The organism is Moritella yayanosii (assembly GCF_900465055.1).
In the GTDB taxonomy this organism is placed as follows: Bacteria; Pseudomonadota; Gammaproteobacteria; order Enterobacterales; family Moritellaceae; genus Moritella; species Moritella yayanosii.
The window spans coordinates 1,437,773-1,455,461 of sequence record NZ_LS483250.1; the positions used below are offsets into that span (position 1 = coordinate 1,437,773).

13 protein-coding genes are annotated in these 17,689 nt (G+C 42.1%); 7 read left to right on the forward strand and 6 right to left on the reverse strand.

The genetic code is table 11. The features are described 5' to 3' along the window. Positions 1–2: 2 nt before the first annotated feature. The 6 genes from menB to MORIYA_RS06570 all read right to left on the reverse strand — a co-directional run bounded on the left by menB (position 3) and on the right by MORIYA_RS06570 (position 7,547). The gene (gene menB, locus MORIYA_RS06545) at positions 3–869 is read right to left on the reverse strand and encodes a 1,4-dihydroxy-2-naphthoyl-CoA synthase (protein WP_112713718.1); all 867 of its coding nucleotides are present in this window, start codon (positions 867–869) and stop codon (positions 3–5) included. A 75-nt stretch (positions 870–944) separates the two neighbouring features. Further along, complete coding sequence (menH, locus tag MORIYA_RS06550; RefSeq protein WP_112713720.1) at positions 945–1,841, reverse strand: 2-succinyl-6-hydroxy-2,4-cyclohexadiene-1-carboxylate synthase; 897 nt, start codon at positions 1,839–1,841, stop codon at positions 945–947. Next, positions 1,825–3,666 (reverse strand): 2-succinyl-5-enolpyruvyl-6-hydroxy-3-cyclohexene-1-carboxylic-acid synthase, encoded by a 1,842-nt coding sequence (gene menD, locus MORIYA_RS06555; RefSeq protein WP_112713722.1) that lies wholly within the window; start codon positions 3,664–3,666, stop codon positions 1,825–1,827. The genes menH and menD overlap by 17 nt, the downstream gene beginning before the upstream one ends. Then, a complete protein-coding gene (locus MORIYA_RS06560) occupies positions 3,663–5,066 on the reverse strand; it encodes an isochorismate synthase (RefSeq protein WP_112713724.1) in 1,404 nt (467 codons plus the stop codon). The genes menD and MORIYA_RS06560 overlap by 4 nt, the downstream gene beginning before the upstream one ends. A gap of 129 nt (positions 5,067–5,195) precedes the next feature. Then, positions 5,196–5,981 carry a sulfite exporter TauE/SafE family protein gene (locus MORIYA_RS06565; protein ID WP_112713726.1) on the reverse strand — a complete coding sequence of 262 codons (786 nt, stop codon included), beginning with the start codon at positions 5,979–5,981 and terminating at the stop codon, positions 5,196–5,198. 135 nt (positions 5,982–6,116) lie between these two features. Continuing rightward, complete coding sequence (locus MORIYA_RS06570; RefSeq protein ID WP_112713728.1) at positions 6,117–7,547, reverse strand: basic amino acid/polyamine antiporter; 1,431 nt, start codon at positions 7,545–7,547, stop codon at positions 6,117–6,119. Positions 7,548–7,817: 270 nt separating this feature from the next. On the opposite strand from MORIYA_RS06570, the gene MORIYA_RS06575 reads away from it, so the two are divergent. The 7 genes from MORIYA_RS06575 to pfkA all read left to right on the forward strand — a co-directional run bounded on the left by MORIYA_RS06575 (position 7,818) and on the right by pfkA (position 17,606). Continuing rightward, the gene (locus tag MORIYA_RS06575) at positions 7,818–11,657 is read left to right on the forward strand and encodes an ATP-binding protein (RefSeq protein WP_232011542.1); all 3,840 of its coding nucleotides are present in this window, start codon (positions 7,818–7,820) and stop codon (positions 11,655–11,657) included. A 3-nt stretch (positions 11,658–11,660) separates the two neighbouring features. Continuing rightward, positions 11,661–12,293 carry a condensin complex protein MksE gene (locus tag MORIYA_RS06580; protein WP_112713730.1) on the forward strand — a complete coding sequence of 211 codons (633 nt, stop codon included), beginning with the start codon at positions 11,661–11,663 and terminating at the stop codon, positions 12,291–12,293. Further along, positions 12,293–13,567 (forward strand): hypothetical protein, encoded by a 1,275-nt coding sequence (locus MORIYA_RS06585; RefSeq protein WP_112713732.1) that lies wholly within the window; start codon positions 12,293–12,295, stop codon positions 13,565–13,567. Before MORIYA_RS06580 ends, MORIYA_RS06585 begins: the two co-directional genes overlap by 1 nt. Next, positions 13,567–14,478: a DUF7281 domain-containing protein gene (locus MORIYA_RS06590; RefSeq protein ID WP_232011543.1), complete on the forward strand. Its 912-nt coding sequence runs from the start codon at positions 13,567–13,569 to the stop codon at positions 14,476–14,478. The genes MORIYA_RS06585 and MORIYA_RS06590 overlap by 1 nt, the downstream gene beginning before the upstream one ends. 14 nt (positions 14,479–14,492) lie before the next feature. Beyond that, a complete protein-coding gene (elyC, locus tag MORIYA_RS06595; RefSeq protein WP_112713736.1) occupies positions 14,493–15,248 on the forward strand; it encodes an envelope biogenesis factor ElyC in 756 nt (251 codons plus the stop codon). 238 nt (positions 15,249–15,486) lie between these two features. Continuing rightward, positions 15,487–16,242: a triose-phosphate isomerase gene (tpiA, locus tag MORIYA_RS06600; RefSeq protein WP_112713738.1), complete on the forward strand. Its 756-nt coding sequence runs from the start codon at positions 15,487–15,489 to the stop codon at positions 16,240–16,242. A gap of 401 nt (positions 16,243–16,643) precedes the next feature. Beyond that, positions 16,644–17,606 carry a 6-phosphofructokinase gene (pfkA, locus tag MORIYA_RS06605; protein WP_112713740.1) on the forward strand — a complete coding sequence of 321 codons (963 nt, stop codon included), beginning with the start codon at positions 16,644–16,646 and terminating at the stop codon, positions 17,604–17,606. Positions 17,607–17,689: the final 83 nt, after the last annotated feature.

Below are 17,689 nucleotides of genomic sequence, written 5' to 3' on the forward strand. Positions count from 1 at the left end.
AATTAAGGGTTACGTGGGAATTTACTGAAATCAGGACGACGTTTCTCATTAAAGGCATTACGCCCTTCTTGCCCTTCTTCTGTCATGTAGAACAGCATAGTGGCGTTACCTGCTAGTTCTTGTAAGCCAGCCTGACCATCACAGTCTGCATTTAATGCGGCTTTTAAACAACGTAACGACATCGGGCTGTGCTGTAATATTTCACGACACCAACGTACCGTTTCACGTTCTAGCTCAGCCAATGGCACAACGGTATTCACTAATCCCATATCTAACGCTTCTTGGGCATCATAAAAACGACATAAAAACCAGATCTCACGGGCTTTCTTCTGCCCGACAATACGCGCCATATACGATGCACCCCAACCACCATCAAACGAGCCAACTTTAGGACCAGTTTGGCCAAATTGGGCATTATCTGCAGCAATGGTTAAATCACACATCATGTGTAGCACATGACCACCACCAACAGCGTAACCCGCTACTGCGGCAATCACAGGTTTCGGACACGTTCGGATCTGGCGTTGGAAATCTAATACGTTTAAGTGGTGCATGCCTTCGTCGTCTTTATAACCGCCGTAATCACCACGGACCTTCTGGTCACCACCCGAGCAGAAGGCATGTTCGCCAAGTCCAGTTAAAATGATCACCCCGATTTTTGAGTCATAACGCGCATCTGCTAATGCTTGCATCATTTCGTTTACTGTCTGTGGACGAAATGCATTACGTACTTGTGGACGCGCAATGGTAATTTTGGCAATACCATCGGGTGATTTATGAAAATGAATATCTTGGTATTCGCCAGTGCAATCTTGCCATTCAATCTGTGCGTATAGTTCTTCTTCGGTAATACCAACTGTTCTTGACATGATTTTTCCTAATCTGTTAATTTTTTTAATATATATATGAATAGCTAATCGATGAATCTAACTATCTAAACGGCCTTAAGCTGCATGCTTACATAACGCTTTTTTGCTCACAATCTCACTGACAAAATCACTGACTAGCTCAATAAATACAATCGGTCGGTCTGCATGTACGTTATGCCCAGCTTTAGCAACAGCACGATAATCCAGCTGACTTGCTTGGGTTAACTGTAAAAATTTAGGGTCTAGCTCACCACATACCATTCGCACATAAAACTCGGCGTTTTGTAATTTAGGTAACAAAAATCTTTGTTTCGATAATGACGTTGCAGCCAGCATTTTGCTTATCTGCACGCCACCATTAAAGCCGTTGTGGTTTGCTTGTATTTGACTACGTGTATCAATCAGTGCTGTTTTTTGCGTAATGGTTAATGATGCAAATACCCCTTGCTGATACCAATCTGGTAAGACTTGAGATAATGGCGCTTCGCTAAACCGTGTCACCCAACCTAAATCATGTAATCCACGTTGTAATTGTTCGGCGCTACTATTTAAACCCGGGTTACCGCTTTCTAATAACATGCCATCGATAGTGTACGGCCAATTAACGGCGGGTTCGTCGGCGATCGTCATGGCAATACGCGCCCCTAACGAGTAACCAATAAAAACAATATGCTCTAGTTCATACTGTGCCAACGTCGCAATGATAAGTTGCTGCACATCCTGAAAATCATTAACCGTTACAGCTTGGCTACCCGCATGCCCAGGTAAATCAATACAGATACACTGATAGTCCGATGATAAGTGTGCAACTACCTGCTGCCAATCTGCCGTTGAGCCCAACAAACCATGTAAAAACACTAAACTAGGCTTTGTTATAGCACCTTTTTCTGGGTTATTAACGGGTGCAAACGATTCTGAATATAACGGTAATAGCGTCGGTGTCGTGATGACACTGTTAGATAAATTGCGCATTTTCAACCTCGCTAAACAATTGCTTAAGTTGCTGGGCTGCGGCCCCTGCGGGTGTCACGATCTCGACCAATAAAGTGCGTATTTTACCCGTAATATCACTCATCGGATTTAACCCGTGATCAATCGCCGAAAGCGCATCAGCCAAACTCCGAGGTTGGATATAATCTAAATCAAACATTGCCGCAGCATGTTTAAAATTAAATCCATGTGGCATACGATACAATTGTTCTTTTTGCTGCTGCGCAACAGGCAACATATCGAAAATCGCACCGCCGTCATTGTTCACTACCACGATCACACTTGGCAATGTCGGATTGGAAAATAAAGCCAGCGAATTTAGGTCGTATAACAAAGACGTATCGCCCAACAGGCAGAGCATTGCTTGTTGTTGGCCTTGCTGTACCCCTGCTGCAGTCGCCAGCAAACCATCTATCCCCGAAGCCCCTCGATTACTAAACACGGGAACGTTGGGAAATTGGGCAAACATGTCCAATAATCGGACAGTCAGACTGTTACCGATAAATAAACTCGTTGCAGAGGTTAAACGAGGCATAGTGAGACAAGTAGCTAACGTAGCAGCAAAACTTATCTCAGTTAAATTATCAATATAATTGGTTTCGACTAATTGCCGCACTTTACTGCTGGCACTGGTGAGTATTTCAGCCCATTCATACCCGTAAATAGCAGGATAACACTGGCTAACGTCGGCAAACACACGGCTATTGGATGATACAGTTGCACTTAACTGGGTATTTAATTTACCGCTTGCGAACAACGCTAACCAAGATGATATCGGACTGATAAATTGTTTACAGCGGTGATGATAAGGGTCTAATTGCCCTGTTTGTTCGGCGATTAACCAGTAATCTTGCCAGTCATGTTGTGCAATGAACTGACCTAAACGCTTTGACACTAAGCGAGCACCAAACTGGACTAACACTTCCGCTTCCGCTAACTTATCGTGACATGCTTGATTTTGTAACCAGATATCATAATGCGCCCAAGCACTGCTCCCCCCCGATTGCGGATCGACCAATACCGGCCAGCCTAAGACAGCCGCCCATTGCTTGACCGCTTGCATATCCGCGAGTGCGAGTGCGCCAATCACGATTAAGCCTTTTTTGTGCACGACTGGCATGTTGCCATGCAGATCTGCGTATTTATCATCAGTAACATCAATGTACCGCATATGAATAGATGAATATGCTTGCAGTGAAGTCTGCCAGCTATTTATACCAGTAAGGTAATCACTAAAATCAGCCTCGCCCCCATATAAAGGTTCCGGGTAAGGGCAATTAATATGCACAGTTCCCCCCACTTGCTGCTGCAGCGCTAAACTTTGGTCAATGTTGCTCAGTAACCATTGTGGCGTGATGGTTAAACTTGGGCTAGGCAATAACAGTTGATGACAAACATGACTTGAGAATAACCCGGCTTGTTGAATAGCTTGATTAGCGCCACAATTAATTTTCTCTAGCGGCCGATCAGCCGTGAGTAACACTAATTTCTCCTTCGTTAGGCCACTTTCAACTACCGCCGGTAATAAATTAGCGACCGCGGTTCCCGAGGTAACAATCACAGCAATGGGCGCTAATAATGATTTAGCTAACCCCAACGCATAAAAACCTAATCCACGTTCATCAAAATGACAGTGCAAGGTTAAACTGTCATGTGCTTCAGCCGCCAATACCAAAGGCGTAGAGCGCGAACCTGGCGCGACACACACATGGCGTACACCTAAACGACACAGCTCTTCTAAAATTAAACGCGCCCATAAACGATTTAATGGCGCTTGTATGTCTGCAAGCGATTGATTCGTCATCATGCGCGTTGTTGCTCCGAGGTAAATAAATTGGCAAGCACATGCTTCTGCTTATGATCGTGATGGTCGTTGGTATCACTATGCTCATTACTGTCAGGTTCAAGCAAGGTTAATAAGGTGGCTGTTTTACGTTCTAATTCTTGCCACTCACTCATTGGATCAGACCCCGGCACTATCCCTGCCCCCGCAAACAGTTGTAATTCATTTTCTACTATTCGAGCACTGCGGATCGCAACACAAAACTCACTTTTATGTTGGCTCACATAACCAAGCGCACCGCTATACCAACCCCGTGAAAATGGTTCATTCTCGGCAATGAAATCTAATGCCGGTTGACGTGGTAATCCTGCGATCGCAGCCGTTGGTTGTAAGCTAGCTAATAACTCAGCATCGTCAACACCCGCAACAAGTTCACCTGATATGTGATGCTTTAAATGCTGCACTTTACGCAATTTAACTAATTCTGGTCGCATAGATACTTGTAACGAAGTACAACGGGTACCTAAACGCGACATTAAATCATCCACCACCAAACGGTTTTCATAACGATTTTTAGGATCATGTAATAACCAATTGGCCAACGCGCGATCTTCTCGTGCATCATCACTGCGTGCCGCCGTGCCTGCCAACGCCTCGGTGTGCAATTGGGTGCGGGTGCGGGTAAATAATCGCTCTGGGGTCGAGCCAACAAAGTAATCGTTTGGCTTAAGCGCGAAAATGAAGTGGAAACAATGCTGATTGACTTGGCGGCTTTTCTGTAAAAACTGTGCCGCAGAAAGGGGACGGTTTAAAGTCAGTATACTTTGTCGCGCTAACACAACTTTAGCAAATCGCTGCTGCTTAATTGCAGTTAATGCTTTAGTGACAAGGTGAGACCATTGGTTAAATTCAGGATAGTGGCTACGCGCTTCAATCTTGTAAGATAACGGGATGGGTGTCGGTGCAGGCGTAATTAGATTCGCTAAACTTTCAAGCAACACCGTTTTATCATAAGCTTGCGCGGTACTATCTCTTCCAGCATCTTTGTGAAGTAACACTGGATCAGCAGGTAAGTTCACCGATAATTGCCAACTATTGGTGTTACGCGTTAATTCGATTTGCGGTAAAAAATAATATTCTTGATGACTAAAATCACACCCACCCCAAATTCGCTGCGGTCCAGAAAACTTGCCTTTAGCAGCATTGATATTATTAAAATGACAACATTGGCCTAACGCGACGACTTCTTCATCGCCGTCTCGAGATTGCCAATAGAATTGAGGGAATAAAACTTGAGCGTCAAACCACTCAATCAGTTCGGTGGAATGCAAGGGCTGTAACTCGACCGAAAGACGAGTTTGCTCTGGCTGAGCATGAATAATCAGTTGCTGTAATGCTTTAATCGCAGTTGTTAGTATCAACAAGGCGGCCCCTTAGTAAACTACTACTTAGGGGATGAATTTTAACATGATTTACATAGGATCTTTCACAACCCTATACTAAATGAGTAGGTATTCAAAGAGTCTATAGCCTAGATCAATAAAATGTTCGTTTTAGAAGAAAATAAACTTCGAACCAACACCCAATAGCAACAACGCAAAATAACGTTTTAGGATATGACTTGGCAAAGAATGGGCTAATTTTGCCCCTTGTTTCGCAAACACGGTACTGGTAATGATAATGCCAAAGAACGCCGGTAAATAAATATAACCCAAGCTGTATTCGGGTAATTCAGGGTTATTCCAGCCAGTAATGATATAAGTGCACATACCCGCTACCGCAATCGGTAACCCACAAGCGGAAGAAGTAGCAACCGCATTACGCATTTCCACACGACACCAAGATAAGTAAGGCACGGTTAGCGAACCACCACCAATACCAAATAATGCTGAAATTGCACCAATAACACCACCTGCAACACTCAATCCGGCACCCGTTGGTAACTCATGCTCTGCGTTTGGTTTTAAATTAAGACCCATTTGCACGGCCACGATTAATGCATAAATACCAATGATCATTTGCAATGTTTCACCGGGCAAATAGTCAGCAAAAATACTGCCTAGTACCGCACCAATCACAATACCAAACGTCAGGCGCTTGACCAGAGACCAATCAATGGCCCCTTTACTGTGATGGGTTTTTATCGAACTCATCGAGGTAAAGATAATGGTTGCTAGCGAAGTACCAATGGCTAATTGCGTCAGTACCTGTGGCGAAAGGTCTTGTAAGCTAAAAGAGAAGACTAATGCCGGCACGATAATTAAACCGCCACCGACACCAAACAGCCCTGCAATCAACCCTGCCGCAGCACCTAAAACTAAATATAAAACCACAATCATCACGATAAATCCTTTTAAACACACACCTACATTTGAGGTCGTACTATATCAAACTTGAAATAATAAAGTATCTAAGTTGATATAAGAAAGTGGCAATGATGGTGGTCTACACACTAAACAATGGTGGTCGATACGCTAAGAAAGTGACAGCACACCCGTTGATAACAGGTAAATAGCCCCCGCAGCGCCAGCGAGTAACAACAGAGAGTAAGCGTAATCTCGCTTGCTAAATGCCTGCTGTTTTTCGCTAAGGGCTTTTTTGTAAACCAACACACCCGGTAAATATAACAATGCACATAGCAGCATGTATTCAACCCCCGCCGCATACACAAGCCAAGCACCATAAAATGAGGATACTAATGCAATAACAAGATCTTTCTTACGACTTTCAGTGGCACTATAACCTTCACCGCTTAGCGCTACTTTTACGCCGTAAGCACCGACTAAGAAGTACGGTAATAACACCGCCGAAGTAGCAATGTTGACCAGTGCTAAATACGAGCTTTCTTGTAACAAGGTTAAGATCAAAAACAGCTGCACCAAACAAGATGAGAACCACAATGATGTTGTTGCTACGCCGTTGTTGTTTTCTTTGGTAAATGCTTTCGGGAACAACCCTTCTTTCGCAGCAATGAAAGGGACTTCGGCACTGATCACCGTCCAGCTTAATAACGCGCCGGATACTGAAATAATCAGACCCGCATTGATCAGCATTGCGCCCCAAGGTCCGACAATCACTTCTAAAATATGAGCCATTGATGGATTTTGTAATGCGGCGACTTCCGGTTGCGTCATCACACCTAAGGTAAACAAGCTCACCGCGATGTAGAGTATTAATGCCGAGAACAGCGCAATACCGGTTGCTTTCGCCACATCACGTTTGTCTTGCGCACGGTTAGATAAAATAACCGCCCCTTCGATACCAATGAACACCCATAATGTCACCATCATAGTCGCTTTAACTTGGTCTAATACCGAGCCTAATTCCGGTGTTTGCTCACCCCAAAAATCAAGGGTAAATTTATCTAGCTTAAATGCCATAATAACCAAACAAATGAAGGTTAAAATAGGGATGATTTTAGCAATCGTCGCAAAGACATTAATCAAGGCCGCACGAGCCACACCACGTAATACCAACGCATGCATAAACCAGATTAATAACGAACCACCTAATATCGCAATCGGTGTATTACCCTGTCCCATCATTGGATTTTCTGGGGTATCGACAAAATAGCCAATCGCACTGAAAAATACCACTGCATAGGAAACATTCGCCAATAAGTTACAGATCCAGTAACCCCAAGCCGACATAAAACCGATGTAGTTACCAAAACCCGCTTGCGCATACGAGAAAATACCGCCATTCAAATTAGGGTAGCGCACCACAAGATTACGTAATACCGACACCAGAGCTAACATACCGCAACCCGTAATCAACCAACCCAGTGTAATGGCGCCAGGTGATGCGGATACAGCCACATTTTGCGGTAGACTAAATATTCCGGCACCGACCATGGTACTGAATACCAATGCCACTAACATGCCTAGTCCAAGTTTGTTTTCCATCAATAATTCCTAAATCAAGCCAGGTTGCGACATAAAATACCGTAACAACCTAATTTACGCTCGTTAATATACAATAATCTAGCGAATTGTATGGGATTATTATAGATATGCAAGAATATTCACTAAATTTGCATAATTCCAACTTGAAACGTAAAGTTGCTGATAAACTGAGCAGAACCACGCATCACCCGATTTAACTTATCTTTTTTCTTACATCTTGTGCACCATTCAGTTAAAATATGCGGTTCGATTTCTTGCAAAATAATAATCATGACTGATTCTTCACAACAATATCTTTGTCGCACAACTTACCTTATTGATAGCTTTTGGCCGGGTAAATTACTTGAGTTAAATAACACAGGTAATATCAAAGTAGCGGGGACCAATGGTGCCGGTAAAACAACACTACTTAAACTGCCGATGCTGTTTTGGGGTGCGCGACCTGGACGTATTGTTGAACGTAATGCCAACAAGAAATCATTTGCCGCGTATTATTTACCACGTAAAACCAGCTACATCATTTTTGACTACCAGCGTCCAAACGGTACGCCAGATCCCCAACTGTGTCACGTACTGATAAAAAGCGACGGCGATAAACTGCAGTACCGCTTTATCGACAGTCCGTTTGATATCAAAATGTACCTTGATGACGAGGGTAATATCTTTAGCGATGATGACATCAAACGTAACTATCGTACTCAGGTTCGTTGTGAAGTAAGTAGCCTGCTAAGTGTCGATGATTATGCAAGAGTCATTCAGAATCATCGTGATCTCGGCGGCAAGAAATCACTGCGTGCACTGCAACAACGTTTTTCAATGAGCCAAACACCAATTAAGCACATTGAAAAAGTCATTACCTCGGTATTTAATAAGATCTCTAATTTCGACGTAATCAAACAAATGATCATCGAGATCTCGCAAGACGCCATCAGTTCGGAAATGCTTAGCCATAACGTTACTGACATGGTTAATATTGATAAAAGCGATATCGATAGCTGGCTAGCCGATCTGCATTCATCACAAGCAATTCTCAATCTAGAAGAGAAGATCCTAGCGTCATTAACTGACATTGATTCACTGGTTGAAATAAAAAAAGATCTACAGCACCTGCATCACCTTGCTGATATCTACCAACAGAAGTGTAATCAAGATCAAGGCACCGCGGACACGCGTTTAAAAGAAGTACTGCTTGAACTGTCCGACTTAAAAGAAGCACACCGACAGCAAGTATTAGCGATCGAAGACGCCTGCCACGATGAAGAAAAAGCGCATCGCGAAATAAAACACGATCTGGATAAGTTAGAACAAGAAAAGATTGATTTTGAAGATGATGAAGCAGCAACTTATCAGCAACGTGGTTCTGAGTTATCTGATTTTACCTTACGCTTAATCAATCTAAATAATGAACAAACCTTATTAAGTGAAAAATCAGCGGATCTTAGTCGCACATTTACCGAACAACAGCAAAAGCAAGAGCTTGATTTTAACAAGCGTGAGCAACAGCTGACTAACGAGATCAGTTCTCAGCGTCAGCAGTTTACCACCGAGTTAAGTGAAAATAAACTGCACTATGCGACGTTAGAAAGTGAATTAAGAACTCAAACACAAGCGCAGGTTGATCAATTAACCGAAAATAAAACACCGCTTGAACATACTAAGATCTCGCTTAATTTGCAGTTGACACAACCGCAATCTGATCCAGAACTTACAAACCAATCTCAGCAATTACAACAGAATTTAAGCCAGTGTCGTCGTCGTATTAGCGAGCGTCAAGAAGCCTACAACCGTGTTAGCAGCGAGTCTCAAAGCTTACGCCAAAAACAACATCAAGCGCTGCAAACCAACGATCGCTTAAAAATTGAATTAAACCATTTAGCGCAGCAGCACCGCGATGTACAAACGCTATTAAGCCCAGCCAAAGGTTCTTTACATGCCTTCCTTGTTGAACACGTGCCAAACTGGCAAAACAACATTGGTCGTGTCATTAACCCTGAGTTATTAAAGCACCTGCATCTTGAACCAGAGTTATTAGCCGCATTTGCTAACGCAGCGAAACAAGCCGATACTGAAACCGCGCTAACCCAAGTGCAAGACTTTTATGGCATCAAAATAAACCTGAACACCCTAGAAAATGCGTCGTTTACAGACAGTGCATTAGCAGAAAAAGAACAGCATATCACAACGCAGATTGGCGCTAAGAAAGCGGAACTAGAACAACTGCAACAAGCACTTGAGCTGATCAACAAAGACGTAGAAGAGCTTGATAAACAATTAATGTCGAGCAAGCAATTACTGTTTAAACAGAATCAACTACTCACTAGCTTAGTAAATGAAGAAGATGAATTAAACAGTAAATTAGAACAGCATCAAACCTTAGCGATTGCGCGAGTACAAACTGAATTAGCGGATACAGAACTACTCTTAGTTCAAGCACTACAAGCATTAAGCCAAGCGAAAGTTGACTATCAAAGTCGTCATAACGAACTCAACAACGAACGTTTAGGCGTACATTGCCAGCTAGAGACTGACTATAATCAGCGTATTGATAGTTACCAGTCATCACTCGATAATCTGCGCAATGAAGCACAAGTTGAAATGCAACGTATTGCCGATGCCCTCCAAGCCGCACTGAGTGACGCGGGGATTAATGCCAGCATCTTTAACGCCCTTGAAGCGAAAATACAACAAACCATGAAAGCGGTTGAGAATGCCAAAATATTCCAACAAAAAGCAGATAAGTATAATAGCTGGTTAGAAACATCATGGTCGCAAGTGGAACCAGGTCGAGAGCGTTTACGTCGTTTAGATACTGCGATCCAACGTTTCCAACAGCAATTAAAAGATAAAAAGCAAGACTATCAGCAGTCAACCGATAAGCTAGAACAAGAAAAAACCCAGCTCGATAAGCTCGTTACTGACTTAGTATTACAATTAAAAGGCTTAGATAACAGCCTCGTCAAACTTGCAGACTACCCGGCTGTGACACATGATGATTTACCAGAATACAGCGTCAACAACATCTCTAAGCTAACCAACAGTCAAATGAGTCTGTTAGGTAAACAACAAAGTAATGTATTAAGCTCGGTGAATAAAATTAGCAGTGAATTAAAACGTTACTCAAGAAGTACACTGCAAATTGGCTGGTTAGAAAACCGCATTGAAAGTGATCCAGAGATGGTGAACTACCGTCTGGAAGAAGCGATTAACAGCGGTGAGCAGTTGAGCTATGTATTGAAAAATGCCAAATTGTTGCAAACATCGACAACGCACGAAGTGGAATTACGGGCTAACGATATTTTATCTATCTATACCCATTTAAGTAACTTTGATCGCAACATTACCCGTACCGGTCGTAAACTGTCTAGCCACATGAATGGTAAGCAGTTCTTCTCCGCCCTTGGTGATATTAAAATTGCTATTCGTACTAAAATGGACAAGTTAGGTTACTGGAAACAGCTTGAGAATGTAAACGCGGCGTTTGAGGCATACCAAGCCAATACCGAACTCACACACGATCGCAGCATTCCACAAGACTTAATCGATAGCTTAGATGAACTGTCGGCGGTATTGCCAAAAAACAATAGCATGCAGCACAATGAGTTATTTGATATTGAATTCACCATTGTGGAAAATGGTCGAACGACTCGTGCGACAACGCCAAAAGAATTGGAAGATGTATCATCAACGGGTCTATCTTATCTGGCATTAATCACCTTCTTTACCGGCTTAACGACCATGTTACGCCCCGATGCAAATACCGTGATCACTTGGCCTGTGGATGAATTAGGTGAGCTCCACGCTGAAAATATTCAGGCGATGCTAACGATGCTAAACCAGCACGGCATTCTGATCATGACAGCATCACCGTCAACCGATAAATCAGTATTGCAATTATTCGATCATCTATATGAAATTGATAGCCGTAACAAACGTCTGATCCAGATGAATGTTGACGATGATCCACTCATGGCACTGTTAAATGGGGATGCCAAACAAGCCTTAGCAGCAGAGCCTGAATTAACGTCACCGGTAAGCGCAGAGACGTCGTCTACAACTACAGCATCAATCATAGCCGCAACGACACCAGTCACTATGCAAGAAGAGGGTTAACCCATGTTTCAAACTACCGTTGAATTATTGTTACAGGGTCATACCATTTGTCAGGTCAGTCGACCTGATGCATACCGCTACCTGTCTGAGCAAAGCTTATTTGAAAAGATAAATGATTACCTGCGTTTGATTAACCGTAAGGTAAAAGTGATTGAAGACGGCTTAGCCTTTGTCGCTTGTTACTGCACCATTGAAGAAGAAAACCGCGCAGATATTCGTCAGCAGTTACGCCAAGTACGTGATATTTTCCGTCCATTGGTTAACTTTTTAGATCTCGCCATGACCGCCCTGGTACATGATTGTGCCATGCGCGCAGGCGATACCATTCGTTTGTCTGAGTTATTACGTGGTATTGAGCACGAGCCAACGTTAAAACAACAATTGGCGTTATTAACCAATAAAGGTATTTTCAAAACTAGCCGTAATGATATCTCGGAACAACTTAACTTTATCTTAAAAAAATTAGCTGATGCTGGCTACGTACAACGTTTAGAGACGGGTAGTACTCTTTATCAGATCACCGCTAAAATGAATTACATTCACGAGTTAATTGATTTTATTAATGACAGTGAATCGTTGAAATTAGAAACACAAGATAACCCTATCTTCGATGACTCACAGTCGGAGATGTTTTAATGTCACAGTTGCAAAGCGCTTCTGAAGTCGAAAAAATTGCCCAGATAATACGCACCTCGTTTGCTAAGACAAACAGCAGCATGTTAGCGCAAGCATATTTCGATGGTGGCATTATTGATAATGGTGAGAACACCGCCTTGTTAGAAATGCTCACCAAGAATGGGCTGATCCGCCCAAGTGAAGAAGATGGCACTTATATGCTGGCCATCAACTTAAAGCGTATTCTAGACAAACTATTATTACGCCATGCGTCTTATCGTAAACGTACTGATATTGCCAAAGTCATGCAACACATTGACGGCGATATTAAGTCGTATAAGCGTGCATTATTAACCGGTCAGCACAATGAAGTTGCCTTCTATTTAAGTCAGGTTGACGAAGAGCTTTACGGCATTGTTTATGAATTAGAAGACAGTGTCAGTGGCTTGTTCGCGGCGATCACCAGTAAGTTCGGTTTTGTGGATAGCTTAGAAAGTAAGATCCATGAAAATGAAAAAGCCATCGCTTATACCGAAGGTCTACTCAATGCGCTAGCCGATATTAATCTTAGTGATGTATATGATTGGCTCAATTGGGATGATGTGCCTGCCGAGCTCAGCCGTAAAGTCACCTTCTTTATTGATGGTTATCGTCGTATTAACCGTCAGTTAGAAGGCGCGGTTCATCGCATGCGTCAATTACTCATGACCCTGCGTAAGCAAAATGAACAAGTAGCCCGCCTTAAGGCCATGTCTAAATTCCTGAAAGACAATCCAATCTGGGAATTAGACGACTACGCGGAACGTGAGCAAGTACCGGCTATCTTCAATCGCGTTGCGCCACTGCAATTATCAGCCAGTGTTGATATTAGCAATCAGGTACAGCAAGAAGAACTCACCGACATTTACAACTCATTGCGTAAAGAAAGTAAGTCAGATGCTGACACCGTTGATTTACGCAGCAGTGGTCGTATTGATGACTTACAACAAAAAGCCCGTCAACTCGAAGCCGACTATGTATTGTCACAGTGCGAAGCGTTGTTTACCCAAGTATTGAGTAATAAAGGTGACCCCTTCTCGGCCCTGCACTATTGGCAGCAAGACAACCAGCTCACCGATATTTTACCGAAACATTTATGGTTAAGTATTCTTTATAATGAATACTACAAGTGCGCGCCCGCCGTGCGAAAAGTGATGGCGATTGATTTTCCTAACGCCAGCACCACTGAATTACCGGGTTCGATATTAATCTCAGGCAATTTACGCGTTCGCGATATTCAATTACTGCGAGATTAATGATGACGATTAGCAGGACGCTATATAATCGCTGTAAAAAACTAATTGAATCGAATGAACAAGGCCTAAAATACGATGAAATTAACGCAGAAATACGGGCGTTATCCGGTTTAGGTCATAAACAAGTGATCCCAGCATCCAAAAGAACAAAACAAAAAATATATTTCAAGCTACGCGCTGGCGAAGCAGAAGAGTTACAAGCTTTTATTAAAGCAGAAATAGGGCTTGATGTATTAACCGATCTCTACTGCAATGGTGACCGAATTGCTAACGCAGCAAGACACAATGATGAAAAGGTCGGCGCAAATGCATCACAAGATATCATTTTAGTGAATAACGCAGCCGGACAATTAAAACTTAACCAAGAAGTAAGTTCTTTATTTCGTTCTATTCATGCTGCTGGTCAAGATCTTCGTCATAGCATGATCGACAGTATCGAACACGATGCGATTATCATCTGTGAAAACTTCACGCCCATGTACTATCTCCATCAACTGAAAAATAACCCCGTCTTCAAACACGCACTCGTCGTTTATCGTGGCGACAGCCAAAATGGTAAGCGGGCAGATGAAGTTAAACGTTTTATCGATAAACACCAATCAGAATTACCGCTCTACTATTTTGGTGATTATGATCCAGAAGGTTTTTCAATTGCCAACAGCTTTCAAGTAGACGGCATCATACTGCCAGATATCAGCCAATTTTCAGTTTTAACTAACGTCGAACTGCAAAAGTATGCAGGTAAAGACAAGTTCTTCCCACAGCTCAATCAAGGTCAGTCTTATTTGAATGTGTCAGCGTACCCACAGTCATGGCATGCGCACATTAATTTTATGAATAAATTTCAACTTGGTTGGCAACAAGAGCATTTACTTGGTGCTGATATAGATTGGTCGTTATATAACAAATAAGGTATTCGGAGTCTATGTTCGCACTTAAAAAAATCATTGGTACCTGGTTAATGCCACTGCCATTACTGCTCACTTTTTTTATCCTTGCCGCACTATTATATAAATTCACCCGCTATAAACGCAGTGCCCAAGTGCTGTTTTTTAGTAGTTTTATTACATTATTGCTATTAAGCCTAGATCCAGTCGCGAGTCGTTTAGCCGCCACATTAGAGTCTCAATACCCTAGTTATCAGCAGCAAAGCGTCGATTATATCCACGTATTGGGTAACGGTCATACAACAGTAAACAGCTTGCCGATCACCAGTCAATTAACCCCAGCAGCCCTTGCCAGAACCACTGAAGGCGTGCGGATTTATAAACTTAACCCAACAGCGAAGTTGATTTTCAGTGGTTATAACGACGGTGATATTAACAGTAATGCAAAAATGAATGCGCGCTTAGCCATGGCGTTAGGGGTACCGAAATCAGCGATTATATTATTAGAACAACCTAAAGACACGATAGAAGAAGCCATTGATAATAAAAAGATTACTCAAGGTAAAAACCTAGTATTAGTGACCTCGGCCACCCATATGCCAAGAGCCATGAAAATATTTCAACAACAAGGTTTATCCCCTATCCCTGCACCGACTGCACATGTCAGTAAACCGGTGAACGGGTCACCACCATTACATTACTACTTCCCTCGCGCTCGGTATCTTGCGGTAAGTGAAATAGTAGTCCATGAATGGTTAGGACTGGCTTGGTTGTCGTTAAAAAATAACCAATAAGTTTTTCATTCTGTCATTCTCACTGCATTTCAGTCTAAATTGAGTCATTAAACGTGGGGCAAGTCACAGTTACTGCATTTTATGTAGTTTTATTACCAAAAATTGTCTTGTGACAACTTGCCCTGACGCTAGATGACTCTATAATCATCTCATGTTTTCAACTTAAGTAACTTTAGTCATTGTTACTCAAGTCAACTAAGTTGAAGAAAAATAGCTTTAAACCATATCGGAGATAGACATGAGACAAGCACTAGTAATGGGTAACTGGAAATTAAACGCAACTAAAGCATCTGTAGAAGCTTTAATTAACGGTTTAGTTGATGCGGCAAAAGACAATGCAACTGTTGAAGTTGCTGTATGCCCTCCTGCTATTTTTATCCCACAAGTTGAAGCATTAACTGCTAACACTGCAATTAGCTACGGCGCACAAGATTGTGACGTTAATACAGCTGGCGCATTCACTGGCGAAAACTCAGCAGTAATGTTAAAAGAATTCGGTTGTAAATACACTCTGGTTGGTCACAGCGAACGTCGTGTTATACACGGTGAATCAAGCGAAGTTGTTGCTGAAAAATTTGCTGTTGCACAAGAAAATGGCCTAGTACCTGTACTTTGTATCGGTGAAACACTAGCACAATTCGAAGCTGGCGAAACTAAAGCTGTTGTTGAAGCGCAACTGCAAGCCGTTGTCACTAAATCGGGTATCACATCGCTAAACAATGCAGTAATTGCATACGAACCAGTTTGGGCAATCGGTACTGGTAAAACAGCAACACCAGAAATTGCACAAGACATCCACGCGCATATCCGTTCATGGTTAGCAGAGCAAGATGCTGCAGTAGCAAATAAAGTTCAAATCCTTTATGGTGGTTCAGTTAAAGGCGCTAACGCTGCTGAATTATTCGGTCAAGCAGACATTGATGGCGGCCTAGTTGGCGGCGCTTCACTAGACGCGGTAGAATTCTCTAAAGTTATTGCAGGTGCTTCTGCATAATTGCTTATCAAAATCTAACATAATTGCTTATCAAAATCTAATATAGAGAAATTTATACTCTGCATTGGGAATAAAAGTGTAGTAATGCTAATTGCTCAACAATTTTGTATTACTACACTCCTTTCTTATTAAACTAATATTTTTCAAAATAAAATTGCATCGAGGCATTATTTTATTTAACGAGTAAAAGTTTCATATGAAAGCGTGATTAGTATCACTTTAGTAATAAAATAAGTCACAAAGACACAGAAAAGAATAAATCGTTATAATAAATAAAAAGTAGCAGCAACAGATAAACTATAATTGGTGTGCTAAATGAATGAACAAGCGTGCCATCACCTGCTGCAACAGTACTCTAACCCAATAAATAAGTATCATAGATTGATATATTTGAGGCTTCAATGATTAAAAGAATAGGTGTTTTAACAAGTGGTGGTGATGCACCAGGCATGAACGCAGCAATCCGAGCTGTTGTGCGTGAAGGCTTACATCTTGGTTTAGAAGTTTATGGTATTTACGACGGTTATGCAGGTTTACACCAAGATCGCATCGAGAAACTTGATCGTAAATCAGTTTCTGATGTGATTAACCGTGGTGGTACTTTCCTAGGCTCTGCACGTTTTCCTGAATTTAAAAAAGAAAGCGTACGTAGAGAAGCCATTGAGAACCTTAAAAAACACGATATCGACGCACTTGTTGTGATCGGTGGTGACGGTTCTTACATGGGCGCGAAAAAACTCACTGAAATGGGCTTCCCATGTATCGGTATTCCAGGAACAATTGATAACGATATTCCAGGCACAACTTATACGATTGGTTTTGATACTGCTCTTAACACTGTTGTTGACGCAATTGACCGTTTACGCGATACGTCAACATCACATCAACGTATTTCTATTGTTGAGATCATGGGCCGCTACTGTGGTGATTTAACCTTAGGTGCAGCTGTAGCCGGTGGTGCAGAATTCGTGGTGATCCCAGAAAAAGGTTACAACGAAGCTGAACTACTCAAACAAATTCAAGCCGGTATCGATAAAGGTAAAAAACACGCGATCATTGCGATGTGTGAACACGTAACAGATGTAAATGTACTGGCTAAGCATATTGAAAAAGAAACAGGCCGTGAAACACGTGCTACGATCCTAGGTCATTTACAACGTGGCGGCACACCAACAGCGCGTGACCGTATTATGGCAAGTCGTATGGGTTCATATGCAGTTAAGCTATTAATTGATGGTGAAGGCGGTCGTTGTGTCGGTCTAATGAACTCACAAATGGTGCATCATGACATTATTGATTGTATTGAAAATATGAAACGTCCTTTCAATCAAGAACTGTTTGATCTGTCGGACTCGTTATTCTAAACACATTCAGTGTCATTCAGTTTTAGATAAAATGTAAAAATCGAAACCAATGTTAGTTGGTTTCGATTTTTATGCTTTAACTT

What these genes read in the sequence shown, in the direction of transcription:
- pfkA (WP_112713740.1), top strand. Translation starts at nt 16,644, where the DNA reads ATGATTAAAAGAATAGGTGTTTTAACAAGTGGTGGTGATGCACCAGGC.
- MORIYA_RS06590 (WP_232011543.1), top strand. Translation starts at nt 13,567, where the DNA reads ATGATGACGATTAGCAGGACGCTATATAATCGCTGTAAAAAACTAATT.
- menH (WP_112713720.1), bottom strand. Translation starts at nt 1,841, where the DNA reads ATGCGCAATTTATCTAACAGTGTCATCACGACACCGACGCTATTACCG.
- MORIYA_RS06570 (WP_112713728.1), bottom strand. Translation starts at nt 7,547, where the DNA reads ATGGAAAACAAACTTGGACTAGGCATGTTAGTGGCATTGGTATTCAGT.
- tpiA (WP_112713738.1), top strand. Translation starts at nt 15,487, where the DNA reads ATGAGACAAGCACTAGTAATGGGTAACTGGAAATTAAACGCAACTAAA.
- MORIYA_RS06580 (WP_112713730.1), top strand. Translation starts at nt 11,661, where the DNA reads ATGTTTCAAACTACCGTTGAATTATTGTTACAGGGTCATACCATTTGT.
- MORIYA_RS06575 (WP_232011542.1), top strand. Translation starts at nt 7,818, where the DNA reads ATGACTGATTCTTCACAACAATATCTTTGTCGCACAACTTACCTTATT.
- MORIYA_RS06565 (WP_112713726.1), bottom strand. Translation starts at nt 5,981, where the DNA reads ATGATTGTGGTTTTATATTTAGTTTTAGGTGCTGCGGCAGGGTTGATT.
- menD (WP_112713722.1), bottom strand. Translation starts at nt 3,666, where the DNA reads ATGATGACGAATCAATCGCTTGCAGACATACAAGCGCCATTAAATCGT.
- menB (WP_112713718.1), bottom strand. Translation starts at nt 869, where the DNA reads ATGTCAAGAACAGTTGGTATTACCGAAGAAGAACTATACGCACAGATT.
- elyC (WP_112713736.1), top strand. Translation starts at nt 14,493, where the DNA reads ATGTTCGCACTTAAAAAAATCATTGGTACCTGGTTAATGCCACTGCCA.
- MORIYA_RS06585 (WP_112713732.1), top strand. Translation starts at nt 12,293, where the DNA reads ATGTCACAGTTGCAAAGCGCTTCTGAAGTCGAAAAAATTGCCCAGATA.